General features: G+C 38.3%; 21 protein-coding genes. 4 read left to right on the top strand and 17 right to left on the bottom strand.

Annotated features, from left to right (window positions below):
• Positions 1-59 precede the first annotated feature (59 nt).
• The 3 genes from rpoB to rplJ form a co-directional block, all read right to left on the bottom strand.
• On the bottom strand, positions 60-4,088 hold the full coding sequence (gene rpoB, locus K7G93_RS09730) for a DNA-directed RNA polymerase subunit beta (protein ID WP_228400378.1): 4,029 nt from the start codon (positions 4,086-4,088) through the stop codon (positions 60-62).
• 275 nt (positions 4,089-4,363) lie between these two features.
• Positions 4,364-4,732 carry a 50S ribosomal protein L7/L12 gene (rplL, locus tag K7G93_RS09725; RefSeq protein ID WP_049214724.1) on the bottom strand — a complete coding sequence of 123 codons (369 nt, stop codon included), beginning with the start codon at positions 4,730-4,732 and terminating at the stop codon, positions 4,364-4,366.
• A gap of 51 nt (positions 4,733-4,783) precedes the next feature.
• Positions 4,784-5,275: a 50S ribosomal protein L10 gene (gene rplJ / locus K7G93_RS09720; protein WP_049214725.1), complete on the bottom strand. Its 492-nt coding sequence runs from the start codon at positions 5,273-5,275 to the stop codon at positions 4,784-4,786.
• Positions 5,276-5,662: 387 nt separating this feature from the next.
• Between rplJ and K7G93_RS09715 the strand changes: the two genes are divergently transcribed.
• Entirely contained in the window at positions 5,663-6,805 is a 1,143-nt protein-coding gene (locus K7G93_RS09715) for a glycerate kinase (RefSeq protein ID WP_226690321.1), read from the top strand.
• Positions 6,806-6,877: 72 nt separating this feature from the next.
• Here K7G93_RS09715 and rplA read toward each other — a convergent pair whose 3' ends face one another.
• The 13 genes from rplA to K7G93_RS09650 all read right to left on the bottom strand — a co-directional run bounded on the left by rplA (position 6,878) and on the right by K7G93_RS09650 (position 16,480).
• Complete coding sequence (gene rplA / locus K7G93_RS09710) at positions 6,878-7,567, bottom strand: 50S ribosomal protein L1 (RefSeq protein ID WP_049214727.1); 690 nt, start codon at positions 7,565-7,567, stop codon at positions 6,878-6,880.
• Positions 7,568-7,571: 4 nt separating this feature from the next.
• Positions 7,572-8,000, bottom strand: a complete 429-nt coding sequence (rplK, locus tag K7G93_RS09705) for a 50S ribosomal protein L11 (RefSeq protein WP_049214728.1) — start codon at positions 7,998-8,000, stop codon at positions 7,572-7,574.
• A gap of 157 nt (positions 8,001-8,157) precedes the next feature.
• Positions 8,158-8,709, bottom strand: coding sequence for a transcription termination/antitermination protein NusG (gene nusG / locus K7G93_RS09700; protein ID WP_049214729.1), 552 nt, complete (start codon positions 8,707-8,709; stop codon positions 8,158-8,160).
• Between the two features lies 1 nt (position 8,710).
• Complete coding sequence (secE, locus tag K7G93_RS09695) at positions 8,711-9,121, bottom strand: preprotein translocase subunit SecE (RefSeq protein ID WP_049214730.1); 411 nt, start codon at positions 9,119-9,121, stop codon at positions 8,711-8,713.
• Between the two features lie 239 nt (positions 9,122-9,360).
• Positions 9,361-10,545, bottom strand: a complete 1,185-nt coding sequence (tuf, locus tag K7G93_RS09690; protein WP_049214773.1) for an elongation factor Tu — start codon at positions 10,543-10,545, stop codon at positions 9,361-9,363.
• A 59-nt stretch (positions 10,546-10,604) separates the two neighbouring features.
• Entirely contained in the window at positions 10,605-12,707 is a 2,103-nt protein-coding gene (gene fusA, locus K7G93_RS09685) for an elongation factor G (protein WP_226690997.1), read from the bottom strand.
• Positions 12,708-12,809: 102 nt separating this feature from the next.
• Positions 12,810-13,280 carry a 30S ribosomal protein S7 gene (gene rpsG / locus K7G93_RS09680; RefSeq protein WP_005763451.1) on the bottom strand — a complete coding sequence of 157 codons (471 nt, stop codon included), beginning with the start codon at positions 13,278-13,280 and terminating at the stop codon, positions 12,810-12,812.
• A 136-nt stretch (positions 13,281-13,416) separates the two neighbouring features.
• Positions 13,417-13,791, bottom strand: a complete 375-nt coding sequence (rpsL, locus tag K7G93_RS09675; RefSeq protein WP_005717858.1) for a 30S ribosomal protein S12 — start codon at positions 13,789-13,791, stop codon at positions 13,417-13,419.
• 189 nt (positions 13,792-13,980) lie between these two features.
• Positions 13,981-14,268: a DsrH/TusB family sulfur relay protein gene (locus K7G93_RS09670; protein ID WP_115323465.1), complete on the bottom strand. Its 288-nt coding sequence runs from the start codon at positions 14,266-14,268 to the stop codon at positions 13,981-13,983.
• Between the two features lie 8 nt (positions 14,269-14,276).
• Complete coding sequence (tusC, locus tag K7G93_RS09665) at positions 14,277-14,639, bottom strand: sulfurtransferase complex subunit TusC (protein ID WP_224045927.1); 363 nt, start codon at positions 14,637-14,639, stop codon at positions 14,277-14,279.
• Positions 14,636-15,016 carry a sulfurtransferase complex subunit TusD gene (gene tusD / locus K7G93_RS09660; protein ID WP_049214768.1) on the bottom strand — a complete coding sequence of 127 codons (381 nt, stop codon included), beginning with the start codon at positions 15,014-15,016 and terminating at the stop codon, positions 14,636-14,638. The genes tusC and tusD overlap by 4 nt, the downstream gene beginning before the upstream one ends.
• The gene (locus tag K7G93_RS09655) at positions 15,016-15,687 is read right to left on the bottom strand and encodes a helix-turn-helix transcriptional regulator (protein ID WP_049214767.1); all 672 of its coding nucleotides are present in this window, start codon (positions 15,685-15,687) and stop codon (positions 15,016-15,018) included. The genes tusD and K7G93_RS09655 overlap by 1 nt, the downstream gene beginning before the upstream one ends.
• Before the next feature lie 73 nt (positions 15,688-15,760).
• Positions 15,761-16,480 (bottom strand): FKBP-type peptidyl-prolyl cis-trans isomerase, encoded by a 720-nt coding sequence (locus K7G93_RS09650; protein WP_228400377.1) that lies wholly within the window; start codon positions 16,478-16,480, stop codon positions 15,761-15,763.
• Between the two features lie 87 nt (positions 16,481-16,567).
• Here K7G93_RS09650 and K7G93_RS09645 point away from each other — a divergent pair, with 87 nt between their 5' ends.
• Entirely contained in the window at positions 16,568-16,789 is a 222-nt protein-coding gene (locus K7G93_RS09645) for a SlyX family protein (protein ID WP_049214765.1), read from the top strand.
• A gap of 52 nt (positions 16,790-16,841) precedes the next feature.
• Here K7G93_RS09645 and K7G93_RS09640 read toward each other — a convergent pair whose 3' ends face one another.
• The gene (locus K7G93_RS09640) at positions 16,842-17,567 is read right to left on the bottom strand and encodes a glutathione peroxidase (RefSeq protein ID WP_049214764.1); all 726 of its coding nucleotides are present in this window, start codon (positions 17,565-17,567) and stop codon (positions 16,842-16,844) included.
• Between the two features lie 135 nt (positions 17,568-17,702).
• Here K7G93_RS09640 and oxyR point away from each other — a divergent pair, with 135 nt between their 5' ends.
• On the top strand, positions 17,703-18,599 hold the full coding sequence (gene oxyR, locus K7G93_RS09635; protein ID WP_049214763.1) for a DNA-binding transcriptional regulator OxyR: 897 nt from the start codon (positions 17,703-17,705) through the stop codon (positions 18,597-18,599).
• Between the two features lie 15 nt (positions 18,600-18,614).
• Positions 18,615-19,229 carry an HTH-type transcriptional repressor FabR gene (fabR, locus tag K7G93_RS09630; RefSeq protein ID WP_049214762.1) on the top strand — a complete coding sequence of 205 codons (615 nt, stop codon included), beginning with the start codon at positions 18,615-18,617 and terminating at the stop codon, positions 19,227-19,229.
• Positions 19,230-19,238 lie beyond the last annotated feature (9 nt).

Here is a 19,238-nt window from a genome sequence, read left to right as displayed (position 1 = left end):
AATTTTCACCGCACTTGAGCGTACATTGCTTTACACCAAGCTTGGGTTATGATTTCAGATTAATCTTCATCTAAATCAATGTTGATACCAAGCGAGCGAATTTCTTTCATAATGACGTTGAAAGATTCTGGTGTGCCTGGATCCATTTGATGCGTGCCACCCACGATGTTTTTGTACATCTTCGTACGACCATTCACATCATCGGATTTCACTGTCAACATCTCTTGTAAGGTATAAGCTGCACCATATGCTTCAAGTGCCCACACCTCCATTTCACCGAAACGCTGACCACCGAATTGTGCTTTACCACCCAATGGTTGTTGTGTTACCAAGCTATAAGAACCTGTTGAACGAGCATGCATTTTGTCGTCAACTAAGTGGTTCAACTTGAGCATATACATGTAACCTACTGTTACTGGACGCTCAAATTTCTCACCAGTACGGCCATCAAATAAAGTAATTTGACCTGAGGTTGGTAAACCACCTAACTCTAATAAGCCTTTGATTTCGCTTTCATGTGCACCATCAAATACTGGGGTAGCAAGCGGTAAACCTTTACGTAAGTTTTGTGCTAAACGCATCACCTCTTCATCAGTAAAAGTACTTAAATCGACTTTTTGAGAGCCGTGACCCAAGTCGTATGCTTTTTGCATATATTCACGCAATTTTGCCACTTCTTGTTGTTGTTTGATCATTGCATTGATCTTCTCACCAATACCTTTCGCCGCTAAACCTAAGTGAGTTTCTAAGATCTGGCCGATGTTCATACGTGATGGAACACCCAGTGGATTCAACACAATATCAACAGGCTGGCCGTTTTCATCATACGGCATGTCTTCTACAGGGTTAATTTTTGAGATAACCCCTTTGTTACCATGACGCCCTGCCATTTTATCGCCTGGTTGAATCTGACGTTTCACCGCAAGATACACTTTCACTACTTTCAATACGCCAGGTGCTAAATCATCACCTTGAATGATTTTACCACGCTGGATTTCTAACTTACGCTCAAACTCTTTGCGTAATTCTTCATATTGTTCAGCAAGCTGTTCTAACTGATTTTGTTGCGACTCATCATTTAATGACTGCTCTAACCATTTAGTGCGGTCTAATTTATCTAAGTTTTTAGCATCGAAACCACCCGCAATGAGAAGGCTACGAACACGTGTAAACAAACCTGCTTCAAGGATTTCTAATTCTTCCACAAGGTCTTTTTTCGCTTGTTTTAATTGCATTTCTTCAATTTCAAGCGCACGTTTGTCTTTTTCTACGCCATCGCGAGTGAAGACTTGAACGTCAATAACGGTACCCGATACGCTATTTGGTACACGTAATGAAGAATCTTTTACATCAGATGCCTTTTCACCAAAGATTGCACGTAGTAATTTTTCTTCAGGAGTTAATTGTGTCTCGCCTTTTGGAGTCACTTTACCTACAAGAATATCGCCACCTTTTACTTCCGCACCAATGTAAACAATACCAGATTCATCAAGTTTACTTAATGCTGCTTCACCTACGTTTGGAATATCCGCTGTTATTTCTTCTGAGCCTAATTTAGTATCACGTGCCACACAAGAAAGTTCTTGGATATGAATTGTAGTGAAACGATCTTCTTGTACAACGCGTTCAGAAACTAACATTGAGTCTTCAAAGTTATAACCATTCCAAGGCATGAACGCAACACGCATATTTTGACCAAGAGCTAACTCACCTAAATCTGTTGAAGGACCATCAGCTAACACTTCACCACGCCCAATAGGTTCACCTAATGACACACAAGGTACTTGGTTGATACAAGTATTTTGGTTTGAACGGGTATATTTTACAAGGTTATAAATATCAATACCTGCCTCACCTGGGATCGTTTCATCTTCATTGACTTTTACTACGATACGAGAAGCATCAACATATTGAATTGTACCGCCACGTTTTGCAATTACTGTTACACCAGAGTCCACTGCAACAGCTTTCTCAATACCTGTGCCGACTAATGGTTTATCCGCACGTAATGTTGGAACTGCCTGACGTTGCATGTTTGCCCCCATCAAGGCACGGTTTGCATCATCATGCTCCAAGAATGGAATTAATGCTGCTGCAACAGAAACCACTTGTTGAGTTGAAACGTCCATATAATGGATTTCATCTGGACGATATAAGCCAGATTCACCATGTTCTCCACGGCATGTAACAAATGCATCAGTAAAACGTAAATCTTCATCTAAATTAGAGTTCGCCTGTGCAATCACATATTTACCTTCTTCAATCGCAGATAAATATTCAATTTCTTCTGTCACTTGACCATTTACTACTTTACGGTATGGTGTTTCTAAGAAACCATAATCGTTAGTACGGGCGTAAACTGAAAGTGAGTTGATCAAACCAATGTTTGGACCTTCAGGCGTTTCAATTGGACACACACGACCATAGTGAGTTGCGTGAACATCTCGAACTTCGAAGCCTGCACGCTCACGTGTTAAACCACCTGGACCTAATGCAGAAATACGACGTTTGTGCGTGACTTCTGACAACGGGTTGTTTTGATCCATGAACTGTGAAAGTTGTGAAGAGCCAAAAAACTCTTTCACTGCAGCAGAAATGGGTTTTGCATTGATCAAATCTTGTGGCGTAACCGCATCTAAATCTCCCAGAGATAAGCGTTCTTTTACCGCTCTTTCCACTCTTACTAAACCGATACGGAATTGATTCTCTGCCATTTCACCAACTGAGCGAATACGACGATTACCTAAATGATCGATATCATCAACTTCACCACGACCATTACGAATCTCAATTAGTTTCTTCATTACACCGATGATATCATCATTGCTTAAAATACCACTGCCAATCTCTTCATCAATACCTAAAGAACGGTTAAATTTCATACGTCCTACTGCAGATAAATCATAACGATCTGAAGAGAAGAATAGATTATCAAATAAACTTTCTGCGGCTTCTTTTGTTGGTGGCTCACCTGGGCGCATCATGCGATAAATTTCAACCAATGCACTTAAACGGTCGCTAGAAGGATCAACACGCAATGTTTCAGAAATATAAGGTCCATGATCTAAATCATTGGTAAATAAGGTTTCAATTGTTTTATAGCCTGCTTGAGATAATTTCGCTAACATTTCTAACGAAACTTCCATATTAGCAGGGCAAATTACTTCACCAGTTTCTAAATCAACATAATCTTTAGCGGCGATTTTACCAACAATATATTCTGTTGGAACTTCAACTTGAGTGACATTATCTTTTTCTAATGCACGAATATGACGTGCTGTAATGCGACGACCTCGCTCAATATAAACCTTGCCATTTGCTTCAATATCAAATGTTGCTGTTTCACCACGTAATCTTTCTGGCACTAATGTCATAAGCAACTTGTTGTCTTTAATTTCAAATACAACTTTATCAAAGAAAAGATCGAGGATTTGTTCTGTAGTGTAGTTTAATGCGCGTAAAATAATCGTTGCGGGTAATTTACGACGGCGGTCAATACGTGCATATAAGTTATCTTTTGGATCAAATTCAAAATCTAACCAAGAACCACGATAAGGAATAATACGTGCATTATATAAAACTTTACCTGAAGAATGTGTTTTACCTTTGTCAGAATCAAAGAATACACCAGGGCTACGATGCAATTGCGACACAATAACACGTTCAGTACCATTAATAACAAAAGTACCGTTATCAGTCATTAATGGAATTTCACCCATATAGACTTCTTGTTCTTTAATATCTTTGATTGTGCCTGGCGCAGCATCTTTGTCATAGCTGACTAAACGTAATTTAACACGCAATGGTGCAGCATAAGTGGTGCCACGAATTTGACATTCTCTTACATCAAATACTGGCTCCCCCAATTGATAGCTCACATATTGTAGTTCAGTATTGCCATTATTGCTGACGATTGGGAAGACAGAACGGAATGCAGCTTCTAAGCCTTGCAAACCTTCTGGGTCTCTTTGAATAAATTTATCAAAAGAGTCTAGTTGAATTGTTAATAAATAAGGTACATTTAAAACTTGTGGGCGTTTGCCAAAGTCTTTACGAATACGTTTTTTCTCGGTATATGAGTAAACCATAGGGTTCCTCTGCTGTGTTTCAGTGAACCAAACACATAATGTTGTCTAAACAAACACTATGTATGCGATGTATGTTATTAAGATACCGTTTCTAGATGACCGCACTCTGAACCTTACTTCTGATGAGCGGATACCCCAAATTATGTCAACTTAATTAATTTGAGAAAAACAGAAAAAACCAAACGGAGAAATTTATTCCTGTTTTGATAGCACAAAATGGCTGATGGAAAAACCACCAGCCATCGAGCCTTGAAAGGCTAACAAGTCAATCAAAATTATTTGATTTCTACTTGTGCGCCAGCTTCTTCTAATTCTTTCTTAAGTGCATCAGCTTCAGCTTTAGAGATGCCTTCTTTCAACACTGCTGGAGCAGACTCTACTAAGTCTTTAGCTTCTTTTAAGCCTAAACCAGTTGCACCACGTACAGCTTTGATAACTGCTACTTTGTTAGCACCTGCACCTGCAAGCACTACGTCAAATTCAGTTTTCTCTTCAGCAGCTTCTGCTGGACCTGCTGCTACTGCTACTGCCGCTGCTGCTGCAGAAACACCAAATTTTTCTTCCATCGCAGTGATTAATTCTACGATTTCAGTTACAGATTTAGAAGCAATCGCTTCAATAATTTGTTCGTTAGTTAATGACATAACAATCAATTCCTAAAGTAAAAAAGTTAAACGAGTAAAGAAGCCGCTGAATTAAGCTGCTTCTTGTAATTTGTCGCGTAATGCTGCAAGAGTGCGAACAAGCTTGCCTGCCGCAGCTTCTTTCATTGTACCCATTAAACGTGCAATTGCTTCGTCGTAAGTCGGTAATGTTGCTAAGAATTCAACATCTTGGATCTTACCTTCAAAGGCTGCACCTTTAATTTCAAACTTATCGTTTGCTTTTGCAAAATCTTTGAACAAACGTGCTGCAGCACCTGGATGTTCAGTAGAAAATGCGATAAGTGTTGGACCTACAAACGTATCTTTTAAACACTCAAAATCTGTACCTTCAACTGCGCGACGTAATAAGGTATTACGCACAACACGCATTGAAACGCCATTTTCACGAGCTGCTTTACGTAACTCAGTCATTTTATCTACTGTCACACCACGAGAATCCGCGATAACAGCTGATAGGGCACCTTTGGCTGCTTCGTTTACTTCAGCAACAATTGCTTGTTTGTCTTGAAGATTTAATGCCATTGGCTTTTAGCTCCTGAATACACTCCGATTTCTCGGACTTAAATTACCTCATATCAAAAAACAATATAAGGACGACTTCGGTGCACAGAAGCAAGAAAAATTCTTATTCTGTTCACCATCTACGTAGGATAATTAAGAAATACTTGATTTCCCCTACGGTCTTGGATGGGGCTTGAAATTGGTCAAGCACCATCAATCTTTCACCACAACTTTATATGGCAAAACTTAGGTGCAAGATTATAATCGGAGTTTCTTGTTTTGTAAATATAATTTATAAAAAATAAACGATTATGTAGAGTCTATTAGTTTTGGTATCGTAATGAAGATTAACAAACAAACTCACAAAATTATCAGCTATATTTAATGCTAGTTTAATAGGATCTTAATATGAAAATTGTGATTGCACCTGATTCTTTTAAAGAAAGTTTAACTTCACTTGAAGTCGCTAGTGCTATTGAAACAGGTTTTAAGAAAGTCTTTCCTCACGCCCAATACATTAAAGTGCCTATGGCTGATGGGGGTGAAGGTACTGTGCGATCTCTTATCGATGCAACACAAGGGAATTTGATTTCAACAGCCGTCATAGCGCCACTTGGCAATACTGTTTCGGCAACATGGGGACTATCAGGAAATAAAGATACAGCTTTCATAGAAATGGCAGCTTCCTCAGGGCTACACTTAGTACCATTTGAACAGAGAAATCCATTAAAAACAACCAGTTTTGGGACAGGGCAACTCATAAAAGCGGCACTTGAATGCGGCATAAAAAAAATCATACTAGGGATTGGTGGTAGCGCTACTAATGATGGTGGAGTTGGTATGCTACAAGCACTAGGTGGTAGGTTCTTAGATAAAGATCAAAGAGAGATCCAATTAGGAGGAGAGTCATTGCAAACACTCTCTAAGATTGATCTTACTCATCTCGATCCCCGTTTGAAAGAAATTGAAATTCAAGTTGCTTGTGATGTGACTAATCCTTTGTGTGGCCCAAATGGTGCCTCTGCTATTTTTGGACCACAAAAAGGTGCTACAGCAGAAATGGTGCAACAGCTTGATCATGCTTTACACCACTTTTCTACTATCGTAGAACAACAATATCATCTCAACATTCGAGAACAGTCGGGAAGTGGCGCTGCGGGTGGTATGGGCGCAGGTTTATTATTACTACCTAATGTTCGACTACAATCTGGTGTAGAAATTATTATCAATGCAGTTAATCTCATTAAACAAGTAGAAAATGCTGATTTAATTATTACTGGAGAAGGGAGAATGGATAGTCAAACGGCGCAAGGTAAAACGCCAGCTGGAGTCGCTAAAGTCGCAAAATACTTTAATAAACCTGTTATTGCAATTGTTGGGAGCTTAAAAGAAGACTATGAAGTGGTATATGATATTGGAATTGATGCCGTTTTTCCGATATTACATCAAGTGGAAAATTTAGATGTAACTTTAAAAAAAGGTAAAGAAAACCTAATTTCTACAGCACAAAATATTGCAAGACTTTGTCAACTAACTGTATTCAAGCAATAACTCATTATTTATGAAAAAAGACCGCACTTTATAGATATAAAAATGCGGTCTTTTTAAATTAGCTTTTATAAGTTATAGTGAAGACTGGTCAACAGCTACACCAGCACCCATTGTTGTCGAAATACTCACTTTCTTGATGAATACACCTTTAGATGTAGTCGGCTTCGCTTTAGCTAAAGCAGCTAATAACGCTTGTAAGTTTTCTTTTAGTTGTTCTTCGCTAAAGTTAACTTTACCGATTGTCGTGTGGATAATACCGTTCTTATCATTACGGTAACGAACCTGACCAGATTTTGCATTTTTTACAGCCTCTGCAACATTCGGTGTGACAGTACCAACTTTAGGGTTAGGCATTAAACCACGTGGACCTAAAATTTGACCTAATTGACCAACAACACGCATTGCATCTGGAGAAGCAATAACTACGTCGAAGTTCATTTCGCCTTTTTTCACTAACTCTGCTAAATCGTCCATACCAACTAAATCCGCACCAGCTTCTTTAGCTGCTTCTGCGTTAGCACCTTGAGTAAACACAGCAACACGTACAGAACGACCAGTACCATGTGGTAATACAGTTGCACCACGCACGTTTTGATCAGATTTACGAGGGTCGATACCTAAGTTAACAGCAACATCAACACTCTCAACGAATTTAGCTGTTGCGAATTGTTTTAATACTGCAATTGCTTCATTGATTTCATAAGCTTTAGTAGAATCTACGCCAGCTTTGATTGCTTTCATTTTTTTAGTCAATTTAGCCATCGTATTATTCCTCCACCACTAAGCCCATTGAGCGAGCTGTACCAGCGATTGATTTCATCTTAGTTTCGATAGATGCACCTGTCATATCCGCTGCTTTAGTTTCAGCAATTTGACGGATTTGATCTAAGGATACTTTACCCACTTTATCTTTGTTTGGCTTACCAGAGCCAGATTTGATACCCGCTGCTTTTTTCAATAATACTGCTGCTGGAGGTGTCTTTGTGATGAAAGTGAATGAACGGTCTGCATACACAGTGATAACAACTGGAATCGGTAAACCTTTTTCTAAGCTCTCAGTACGAGCATTGAATGCTTTACAGAATTCCATAATGTTCACACCTTGTTGACCTAATGCAGGACCAACTGGTGGTGAAGGGTTAGCCATACCAGCTGCAACTTGCAACTTAACATAGGCTTGTACTTTTTTTGCCATTTTTAGCTTCCTCTAGAATGGGTAATCACGCTATTACTAGCTCCCCTGTTTATGAAAGGCTGTATTCTAATTAAACACAGTCCAAACTTCAAGTAAAAATTACTTAAAATCACACCGCACTTATCTATCAGAATTGATCAATAAGCAAGGTTAAAAATTAATTTGTTTTCTCAACTTGACTGAATTCAAGCTCAACTGGTGTCGCACGCCCAAAAATAGATACAGACACTTTTAATCGACCTTTTTCATAGTCTACTTCTTCTACAGTGCCATTAAAGTCTGCAAATGGACCTTCTGTAACGCGGACTTCTTCACCAGGTTGGAACTCTTTTCTGTGACGAGGTTTTTCAGAGCTTTCTTGTAAGCGATTTAAAATTCTATCTGCTTCACGCTGTGAAATTGGCGCAGGTTTATCCGCTGTACCACCAATAAATCCCATTACACGTGGAACACTACGAACAAGGTGCCAAGTTTCATCGTTCATTTCCATTTGTACTAACACATAGCCTGGGAAAAATTTACGTTCACTTTTACGTCTTTTTCCTGCTACATTTTCAACAACCTCTTCTGTTGGAACGAGAACCTCACCAAATTGCTCTTCCATTTGATGTAATTTAATGTACTCACGTAAAGTTGCTGCTACACGCCCCTCAAAACCTGAAAAGGCCTGTAACACATACCAACGTTTTTTTGGTGCTGAATCTGTCATATTAGAACCTCAAATCTGTTAAGAACGTAATTAATGCAACGATAACTGAATCTAATCCCCATAAAATTAATGAAACAAGGATTGTGACACCTGCGACGATAAAAGTCGTCTGTGTTGCTTCTTGACGTGAAGGCCATACAATTTTTCTTAATTCAATTTTTGACTCACTGAAAAAATGACGTGCATTTACACCTTGATTTGTAAATGCTGCAATTCCTAATGCGACAAGCAATAAAACAACTACACCAACAACACGAATTGGAGTAGAAAGTTGTTCTTCAAGATAAATATTACCTAATGCTGCTCCCACGATGAGAACTAAGACTAAAAACCATAAAAAGCCATTTAAGCCTTTTGACTTTAAGCCATCATCTTCGAGCGTATTTTTCTTTTTCTCAATTTCTAACGCCATAATTTATTAATCCATTACTTAATATAAAAAATAGGGATTCACTTCTGAACGCGTGATTGTAGCACTTTATTTTAAACTTGCATATTAAAATTACAGCAGAAAAATCACTTTTTAAATCAATCTAGGTAACAAGTATTACTCTCTAAATAATCATATTTAGAATTCCTTAGTACAATGTTCAACCATAAAAAAAGGCGTAATAAAATACGCCTTCTTTCTGTTTTGCTCGTTAAGCCTAATTATTTAATAATCTTAGCTACAACACCAGCACCCACTGTACGACCACCCTCACGAATCGCAAAGCGTAAACCTTGGTCCATCGCAATCGGGTGAATTAAACTTACAGTCATCTTGATGTTATCACCTGGCATTACCATCTCAACACCTTCTGGTAATTCAATTGTTCCCGTTACATCAGTTGTACGGAAATAGAACTGTGGACGGTAACCTTTGAAGAATGGAGTATGACGACCACCTTCTTCTTTTGATAACACGTAAACTTCTGATTCAAAGTCTGTGTGTGGTGTGATTGAGCCTGGCTTCGCTAATACTTGACCACGTTCGATTTCTTCACGTTTAGTACCACGTAATAAAGCACCAACGTTCTCACCCGCACGACCTTCGTCTAATAGTTTACGGAACATCTCAACACCCGTTACTGTTGTTTTTGTGGTTTCTTTAATACCAACAATTTCAACCTCTTCACCAGTACGGATAATTCCACGCTCTACACGACCTGTTACTACTGTACCACGACCTGAAATTGAGAATACGTCTTCAATTGGTAATAAGAATGGTTGGTCGATTGCACGCTCTGGCTCTGGAATGTAAGTGTCTAAGTGACCCGCTAATTCAAGAATTTTCTCTTCCCACTCTGGTACACCGTTTAATGCTTGTAACGCTGAACCACGTACGATTGGTGTATCATCACCTGGGAAATCATATTGAGATAGAAGTTCACGTACTTCCATTTCAACTAATTCTAATAACTCTTCATCATCTACCATGTCACATTTGTTTAAGAATACGATGATGTAAGGTACACCTACTTGACGACCTAAAAGAATGTGCTCACGAGTTTGTGGCATAGGACCATCAGTCGCTGCTACTACTAAAATAGCACCATCCATTTGTGCAGCACCTGTAATCATGTTTTTTACATAGTCTGCGTGTCCTGGACAGTCAACGTGTGCGTAGTGACGTGTTGCTGTATCGTATTCTACGTGTGATGTGTTGATAGTAATACCACGCGCTTTTTCTTCTGGCGCATTATCAATTTGGTCAAATGCACGAGCCGCTCCACCAAAGTGTTTTGATAATACTGTAGTGATTGCTGCTGTTAAAGTTGTTTTACCATGGTCAACGTGGCCGATTGTACCCACGTTTACGTGCGGTTTTGTACGTTCAAATTTTTCTTTAGACACGATTAAGTTTCCTCAGTAGATACCACGAGCCATTATGGCTCGTGGTTTGTTAAACAAAATTATTTTTTGCGAGCTTCAATGATTGCATCAGCAACGTTTTTCGGCGCTTCTGCATACTTCAATGGTTCCATTGAGTATGAAGCACGACCTTGAGTTTGTGAACGAAGGTCAGTTGCATAACCAAACATCTCTGAAAGTGGTACTTCTGCATTGATCTTCACAACAAATTCATTTGCTTCTTGACCGTTAACCATCGCACGACGACGGCTTAAGTCACCAATTACATCACCAACATAGTCAGGTGGTGTTTCAACTTCAACTTTCATGATTGGCTCAAGTAGCACTGGGTTTGCTTTATTAAAGGCTGCTTTAAATGCTAAAGATGCAGCTAATTTAAATGCAAGCTCAGATGAGTCAACATCATGGTATGAACCGAAGTGTAAACGTACACCTAAATCTACTACTGGATATCCTGCTAATGGACCAGATTTAAGTTGCTCCTGAATACCCTTATCAACTGCTGGAATATATTCACCTGGAATCACACCACCTTTGATTTCATTCACGAATTCATAGCCTGGACCTTCTGGCTCTAATGGGTATAAGTCAATAACAACATGACCGTATTGACCGCGACCACCAGATTGTTTTGCGTGTTTACCCTCAACATCATTAACACGAGTACGGATTGTTTCACGATAAGACACTTGTGGTTTACCGATATTCGCTTCAACTTTAAACTCACGGCGCATACGGTCAACGATAATATCTAAGTGTAACTCACCCATACCAGAGATAATAGTTTCACCTGACTCTTCATCAGTGTGAACACGGAATGAAGGGTCTTCTTGTGCAAGACGACCTAATGCGATACCCATTTTTTCTTGGTCCGCTTTAGTTTTTGGTTCAACTGCAACAGAAATTACTGGCTCTGGGAATTCCATACGCTCAAGAATGATTGGCGCATCTTGTGCACATAATGTATCACCTGTACCAACATCTTTCAAACCAATTGCAGCTGCAATGTCACCCGCACGAACTTCTTTGATCTCATCACGTTTGTTCGCATGCATCTGTACAATACGACCAAAGCGTTCACGTTTATCTTTTACGGAGTTCAATACTGTGTCACCAGAGTTAATTACACCTGAGTAAACACGGAAGAAAGTTAAGTTACCAACGAATGGGTCAGTCGCAATTTTAAATGCAAGTGCCGCAAATGGCTCTTCATCACTTGCGTGACGCTCACCTTCAGTTTCATCTGGGTTGATACCTTTAATTGCAGGGATATCTGTAGGTGCTGGTAAATAGTCGATTACTGCATCAAGCATTGCTTGAACACCTTTGTTTTTGAATGCAGAACCACAGCAAACTGGAATGATTTCACCAGCTAATACTCGTTGGCGTAAACCAGCTTTAATTTCTTCTTCAGTTAACTCTTCACCACCAAGATATTTTTCCATTAACTCTTCAGAAGATTCTGCTGCTGACTCAACTAAGTTTTGACGCCATTCTTCACAAGCATCTAACATGTCTGCTGGAATATCTTCATAGGTAAATGTCATACCTTGATCTGCTTCATTCCAGTTGATCGCTTTCATTTTCACTAAGTCAACAACACCAATAAAGCTATCTTCTGCACCGATTGGAAGTTGTAGAGGAACTGAGTTACCACCTAAACGAGTTTTGATTTGCTCAACAACACGTAGGAAGTTTGCACCAGTACGGTCCATTTTGTTTACGAACGCAATACGTGGTACTTCGTATTTGTTAGCTTGACGCCATACAGTTTCAGATTGTGGTTGAACACCACCTACTGCACAGTAAACCATTACTGCACCATCAAGAACACGCATTGAACGTTCTACTTCAATTGTGAAGTCAACGTGTCCTGGAGTATCAATTACGTTGATACGGTGTTGTGGATATTGTTGAGACATCCCTGACCAGAATGCAGTTGTTGCAGCAGATGTGATCGTGATACCACGCTCTTGCTCTTGCTCCATCCAGTCCATTGTAGCTGCACCATCGTGCACCTCACCGATTTTATGACTCACGCCTGTATAGAATAAGATACGCTCAGATGTTGTGGTTTTACCTGCATCGATGTGCGCACTAATACCGATATTACGGTAGCGTGAAATAGGGGTTGTACGTGCCATTCTTATTTCCTTGCTGGAATTAAATATGAAATTTTAAATATGTATAAGGCTTCACCGCATAATTAAATGAGATGAAGCCTGAAAAACGTAGTTGCTAAAAAATTACCAACGGTAATGAGCAAACGCTTTATTAGCTTCAGCCATACGATGAACGTCTTCACGTTTTTTCACTGCTGCACCTTTGTTATCTGATGCATCAGACAATTCGTTAGCTAAACGTAAAGCCATTGATTTGTCACCACGTTTACGTGCAGCTTCAACGATCCAACGCATACCTAATGCGTTACGACGAACTGGACGCACTTCAACTGGTACTTGATATGTAGAACCACCCACTCGACGAGATTTAACCTCAACAGTTGGGCGTACGTTGTCAAGTGCTGCTTCGAAAGCTTCTAATGCTTCTTTACCAGTACGTTGTGCTAACGTATCTAATGCACTATAAACGATTTTTTCTGCGATAGATTTTTTACCATCTACCATTAAAACATTGATAAATTTTGCAAGTAATTCGGATCCGAACTTTGGATCTGGAAGAATCTTGCGTGGTTCAATACTACGACGACGTGGCATTGCGAATTTCTCCGTAATTAATCTTCAGGATTTTCCAAAACTCTACATTTTGCGATAAATATCGCCTTTTGACTGGAGTTTATGGTTTAAATAGTTTTACTAATTTAGACGTTTGGCCTTACTTAACGGAGAACCATTAAGATTTAGGACGTTTAACGCCGTATTTAGAACGACCTTGTTTACGATCTTTAACGCCAGCACAGTCTAATGCACCGCGTACAGTGTGATAACGCACACCTGGTAAGTCTTTAACACGACCGCCACGGATAAGCACAACACTGTGCTCTTGAAGGTTGTGACCTTCACCGCCGATGTAAGAGGTTACTTCGTAACCGTTAGTTAAACGAATACGGCATACTTTACGTAATGCTGAGTTCGGTTTTTTAGGTGTAGTTGTGTATACACGTGTGCACACACCACGTTTCTGCGGGCAAGCCTCTAATGCAGGAACGTTACTTTTTACAACCTTTTTCACACGCGGTTTGCGTACTAGCTGGTTGATAGTTGCCATTAAAAAAGCTCCAGTATTAACAATTATTCATAAAAGAATGTTTATATTCAAAATCTATTCCATACAAGAATAGACGCTGAATTTTAATCTTCAAGAGCAGTAATGTCAAGAAATAAGCAGAAACTCTTGGGAAATTAAAGAAATGAGCAAGAAGCAATAGTTCTGACAATAGAAGAAAGTAATATTTACTTAAAGCGCAAGTTGAGGGTAATATTGCTCAGTTAATTGAACTAACTGAGACAAAGAGATAATTTTTATTTTGTGATTTAAACGAATCGCTTTTTGCAAATTGCGAGCCTTAAGATCAGTTTCTAATATGAAACACACCGTATTTGTATTTGATAATAACATCGGAAACTTAAGTGCTAATAAAACACCATCTTGCCATAATACAATTGCGTCTTTCTCAGTGATATGTTCTAAATGCCGAGCAAGCTCATTGATATCATAGTTAGCTTGTGAAAATGTATAGAGCATATAACCTCTTAAAAAGTCAATGTTTTTTCTGCTTGTTGGAGTTTTTCAACTAATAAAGTGCGGTCAATTTTTTCACAAAAAATAATGTGCTGTTTTTCACTCAAGCCAAATTGTGTTAATGAATCAGCGCAAACATAACGTTGTTTAATATCATATAAATCTAATAGCTTTAGTCCGCTGACAAAATCTTTTTGTAAAATCAATTCTGGCTGTTGGTGTATCAATAAATTCAATACACCATCATCAATAAAAAAAACAGCAATGTCTTCTTCATTACAGAAAGCCGTCGCAGCCAATAATGCGTCGAGTCCTTCACGACTTGCTGAAGACCCATGCGGTGCTGAACGAAAAACAAAAGCAATTTTGATCATAATGTTAGAACTCTATCCGACTCTAATAAAGCTTGGCTAAATTCACCTAGCCCTGCTAAAACAAAATGTGAAGCTAAATTAGTCTGTCCTACTGTTTTTGCACTTTGTGTATCGACTATACCACGGCGTTGTGCTGCTGCAATACATAAATGAAGTGGAACATCATATTGCTGTGAGAAATTTTGCCATGCTTTTTGTAAATTAAATTCATCGTTAGCAGGATAAACAAAAGCATTACCTGTTGTCGTACCTTGTTGAAAAAAGAAAATCTGGCTAATTTGATGACCTTGCTCGACTAAAGCTTGCGCAATTTGATAAGCTAAGTAGCCACCTTGGGCACCATAAATAGGCTGTTTTATACAAAGTACATAACGCATTATTTTTGTTCGTCCGAATCTTGCTTCACTTGGCGAATATACAAATAAACTGTATGACGAGAAATATCTAACCGATCTGCAACTAAGTTAATTGCATCTTTAATATCAAATATCCCTTTTTCATAGAGTGAAATAACAATTTGACGATTTTTATTATTATTTGACACCATACGATCTGCGGTTACTTCTTCAATCGTTTTCTCGACAGTTTGTGCAACTAACTCCTCTACTGAGCTTGCAAAATTCACACTCGAGGTTTCTTGCTGCTCTTCTGTTGGTATAAATGCTTGCATAAACTCAGATACAGGCACATCTAAATTAATATTAATACATAATAATCCAATAATACGCTGACTTTTATTACGGATAGCGATGGTCACCGACTTCATCAAACCTTTACTTTTTGCTCGAGTAAAATAAGGCTTAGATACACTGTCAGTTTGCATATTATGTAGCGACTTTAAGGCGAGATCTGTGATGGGGGAACCAATTTGGCGATTCGTATTATGTCCATTAGCAATACAAATAGTTGAATGTTCTAAATCTTCTAAAGAATGAAGCACGATTTCACAATGACGACCGATAAGGGCACTGACGCCATCTACTACTGCTTTGTAAGAATTCAAAATTGCTTTATCTTCGTCTGTAAAAGGTCGTTTATCCGTTAACATTTACTTTATTCTCAATAAGTTAAAATAAATAACCGCACTTTTCACTGAACATAAAAGTGCGGTCTTTTTTTAATTATTTTTTCTCTTCAGATTTCACATCTACTACTTCGACATCAAAATATAAAGTCGTATCAGGTGGAATCATACCTGCACCTTGAGAACCATATGCAAGCTCTGGCGGTAACACTAGTTCAATTTTACCACCTTTCTTAATAAGCTGTAAGCCTTCTGTCCAACCTAGCACGACTTGATTTAATTTAAATGAAATTGGTTTGCCATTAGAGCTATCAAAAACTTGGCCATTTGGTAATTTTCCAGTGTAATTAACTGTTACTAAATCTGTTGCACCAATCTTAGTACCTTGTCCCGATTTTTCTATACGATATAAAAGCCCCGATTTTGTTTTCTTCACACCAGCCTTTTTCTCAAATTCGGCACGATATTTATCACCTTCTTCTTTTGCTTGTTTAGCAACTTTAGCCAACTCTTTTTCTTGTGCTTGTTGTATTTTATCTTGGACTAATTGTAATGTATTTACGACTTCTGTATTTGAGCCAAGATGAGTTTTTCCAGCTAAAACATCCTCTACACCTGCTAATAAACGAGCATTGTCATATTCAATAATCTCTTTTTGGGTATCGATAATGTCTTTAATGTTTGAACCTAATAGCACACCAACTGCATAAGAAGCATCATCATTAAATTTTTTCTCATCTACATTGGCAAGCACTGAACTTGAAATGATGACCCCGACCATTAAACTAAGCACAGAAAATTTTTGAATTTTAAACATAATGTCTAATCCTTTATAATGAAAAAATGAATTGGGATAGGTTAAAACGGAATTAACAAATTCACAACCTTTATTTGGAGTTTATTTATGCAAATTCAAGAAAAATTAGAGCAGCGTATTGCGGAATTAGAAATGAAAACTACATTCCAAGAAAACTTATTAGATGAATTAAACCAGTCGCTGATAGAACAACAATTTGCGCTAGACAAAATGCAAATACAATTACGTTATTTAGTCAATAAGTTAAAAGATATACAACCATCTAATATTGCAAGTCAAGCCGAAGAAACACCACCGCCACATTATTGATAAATAAAAAGTGCGGAAATCTAACCGCACTTTTATATTATTTAATACTTAATTAAGCAAAATATTTTTCTAGATCTTCACTGCCACCAATATATTGACCACCAATAAATACTTGAGGCACACTTGTTTTACCTGTGATTGCACGTACTGAAATTGTACTTGCATCACGACCTAGCACAATCTCCTCAAAAGTATAGCCTTTTTCTTTTAACAAGGCTTTTGCTTTTGCGCAGAATGGACAACCTGGTTTAGTAATCACAGAAACTGATGGCTTAGGCTGCCAATCAGGTTTGAGATATTTCATCATCGTATCTGCATCAGAAACTTTAAATGGATCGCCTGGCTCTTGTGGTTCAATAAACATTTTTTCAACAACACCATTACGCACTAGCATCGAATAACGCCAAGAACGTTTACCAAAACCTAAGTCTTCTTTGCCAACTAACATTCCCATACCTTCAGTAAACTCACCATTTCCATCTGGAATTACAATAACATTTTCAGACTCTTGATCAGCTTTCCAAGCATTCATCACGAAAGTATCATTAACAGACATACAAATAATGCTATCAACACCTAATGCTTTAAATTCACAAGCAAGTTCATTATAACGTGGTAAATGCGTTGATGAGCAAGTTGGTGTAAATGCGCCTGGCAATGAGAAAAGTACAACTGTTTTATTGTCAAACAAATCTGCGCTGGTTACATCAACCCATTGATCGCCTTGACGAGTATGAAATGTGACTTGTGGAACTTTGTTTCCTTCCATTGTTGTCATAAGTGTTCTCCTCTATATTAAGTAATAAATAACCATATGGATCTTACTCCTTTATGAATTATAGTCAAATTTATGATATAGTTTAAAACAATTGGTCCGATCTTTTTAATTGCTTATTTCAATGATGAGGTAAAAATGAATATCCGCGATTTAGAATATTTCGTGGCACTTGCAGAACATAAACATTTTCGCCGTGCGGCAGATTCATGCCATGTAAGTCAACCTACATTAAGTGGTCAAATTCGTAAATTAGAAGACGAATTAGGTATAATATTGTTAGAGAGAACAAGCCGTAAAGTCCTTTTCACTCAATCTGGCTTATTATTAGTTGATCAAGCAAGAGCAGTATTAAGAGAAGTGAAGTTACTCAAGGAAATGGCGAGTAATCAAGGTAAAGAAATGACTGGTCCAATCCACATTGGTGTTATTCCTACTATAGGTCCTTATTTATTACCTTATATTATTCCAGTACTTAAAGAGGGCTTTCCTGATTTAGAACTTTTTCTCTACGAAGCACAAACTAGCCAACTTTTAGAACAGCTAGAAACTGGTCACTTAGACTGCGCAATTATCGCCTCAGTACGTGAAGCAGAAGCTTTTATTGAAGTCCCAATTTTCAAAGAAAAAATGCTACTTGCTGTAAGTGATTCTCATCCTTGGTCAAATGAAAAGACAATTGAAATGAGTAAACTAAATGGTTGTGAAATGTTAATGTTAGATGACGGACATTGTTTACGTGAGCAAACCATGGGGTATTGTTTTAGCGCTGGTGCAAAAGAAAATGCACATTTTCAAGCCACAAGTCTAGAAACGTTGCGTAATATGGTTGCCGCTAATGCTGGTATTACTTTTATGCCTCAACTTGCTGTCATTAATGAAGGTAAGCGTACAGGTGTAAAATACATTGCTTGTACTGCACCCGAACCATCTCGTAGTGTCAATTTAGTTTATCGTCCAGGTTCACCACTACGAAGCCGTTATGAAAGAATTGCTCAAACAATCAGCCATACAGTTAATACTATTCTATCTTAAAAATAAGGAGGGAAAATGGCAGGTGTAAGAGCATTACAGAAAGAAAAAACGAGACGCGCACTCATTAGCGCGGCCTTTAATCAACTGACTGCAGAACAAAGCTTTTCAAATTTAAGTTTACGTGAGGTATCACGAGAAGCGGGTATTGCACCTACATCATTTTACCGCCACTTTAAAGATATGGATGAGCTTGGATTAACTATGGTTGATGAAGCTGGATTAGTATTACGCCAGCTAATGCGTCAAGCTCGTAAGCGCTTGGAGAAAGGCGGCAGTGTTATTGCTATTTCAGTCGATACCTTCTTTGAATTTATTACGAACAATCCTAATATGTTTCGTTTATTATTACGCGAAAGCTCTGGTACGTCGCAAGCATTTAGAACTGCAACAGCACGCGAAATTAAACACTTTGTTGATGAGCTCACTGAATATATTGTATATCGTAATCATTCTTCACAATATATATCTCAAGTTCAAGCTGAAGGGATGGTAACTATCGTCTTTACAGCTGGCGCAAATGCATTAGATATGGGAAAAACAGAGCGTGAACAACTTAAACAACGTGTTATTTTACAATTACGAATGCTCGCCAAGGGAGCAGAACAGATCAATCTAAAAGAAATTGAGTAATTTCATTAC

It is taken from the genome of Pasteurella canis (assembly GCF_020810675.1).
GTDB lineage: Bacteria > Pseudomonadota > Gammaproteobacteria > Enterobacterales > Pasteurellaceae > Pasteurella > Pasteurella canis.
This window is presented reverse-complemented; position numbering and strand designations above follow the sequence as displayed.

Excerpts from the sequence above, each read along its gene's own strand:
- rpoB (WP_228400378.1), bottom strand. The coding sequence starts at position 4,088 with ATGGTTTACTCATATACCGAGAAAAAACGTATTCGTAAAGACTTTGGC.
- rplL (WP_049214724.1), bottom strand. The coding sequence starts at position 4,732 with ATGTCATTAACTAACGAACAAATTATTGAAGCGATTGCTTCTAAATCT.
- rplJ (WP_049214725.1), bottom strand. The coding sequence starts at position 5,275 with ATGGCATTAAATCTTCAAGACAAACAAGCAATTGTTGCTGAAGTAAAC.
- K7G93_RS09715 (WP_226690321.1), top strand. The coding sequence starts at position 5,663 with ATGAAAATTGTGATTGCACCTGATTCTTTTAAAGAAAGTTTAACTTCA.
- rplA (WP_049214727.1), bottom strand. The coding sequence starts at position 7,567 with ATGGCTAAATTGACTAAAAAAATGAAAGCAATCAAAGCTGGCGTAGAT.
- rplK (WP_049214728.1), bottom strand. The coding sequence starts at position 8,000 with ATGGCAAAAAAAGTACAAGCCTATGTTAAGTTGCAAGTTGCAGCTGGT.
- nusG (WP_049214729.1), bottom strand. The coding sequence starts at position 8,709 with ATGACAGATTCAGCACCAAAAAAACGTTGGTATGTGTTACAGGCCTTT.
- secE (WP_049214730.1), bottom strand. The coding sequence starts at position 9,121 with ATGGCGTTAGAAATTGAGAAAAAGAAAAATACGCTCGAAGATGATGGC.
- fusA (WP_226690997.1), bottom strand. The coding sequence starts at position 12,707 with ATGGCACGTACAACCCCTATTTCACGCTACCGTAATATCGGTATTAGT.
- rpsG (WP_005763451.1), bottom strand. The coding sequence starts at position 13,280 with ATGCCACGTCGTCGTAGTATTGAACCACGCAAGATTCTTCCAGATCCA.
- rpsL (WP_005717858.1), bottom strand. The coding sequence starts at position 13,791 with ATGGCAACTATCAACCAGCTAGTACGCAAACCGCGTGTGAAAAAGGTT.
- K7G93_RS09670 (WP_115323465.1), bottom strand. The coding sequence starts at position 14,268 with ATGCTCTATACATTTTCACAAGCTAACTATGATATCAATGAGCTTGCT.
- tusC (WP_224045927.1), bottom strand. The coding sequence starts at position 14,639 with ATGATCAAAATTGCTTTTGTTTTTCGTTCAGCACCGCATGGGTCTTCA.
- tusD (WP_049214768.1), bottom strand. The coding sequence starts at position 15,016 with ATGCGTTATGTACTTTGTATAAAACAGCCTATTTATGGTGCCCAAGGT.
- K7G93_RS09655 (WP_049214767.1), bottom strand. The coding sequence starts at position 15,687 with ATGTTAACGGATAAACGACCTTTTACAGACGAAGATAAAGCAATTTTG.
- K7G93_RS09650 (WP_228400377.1), bottom strand. The coding sequence starts at position 16,480 with ATGTTTAAAATTCAAAAATTTTCTGTGCTTAGTTTAATGGTCGGGGTC.
- K7G93_RS09645 (WP_049214765.1), top strand. The coding sequence starts at position 16,568 with ATGCAAATTCAAGAAAAATTAGAGCAGCGTATTGCGGAATTAGAAATG.
- K7G93_RS09640 (WP_049214764.1), bottom strand. The coding sequence starts at position 17,567 with ATGACAACAATGGAAGGAAACAAAGTTCCACAAGTCACATTTCATACT.
- oxyR (WP_049214763.1), top strand. The coding sequence starts at position 17,703 with ATGAATATCCGCGATTTAGAATATTTCGTGGCACTTGCAGAACATAAA.
- fabR (WP_049214762.1), top strand. The coding sequence starts at position 18,615 with ATGGCAGGTGTAAGAGCATTACAGAAAGAAAAAACGAGACGCGCACTC.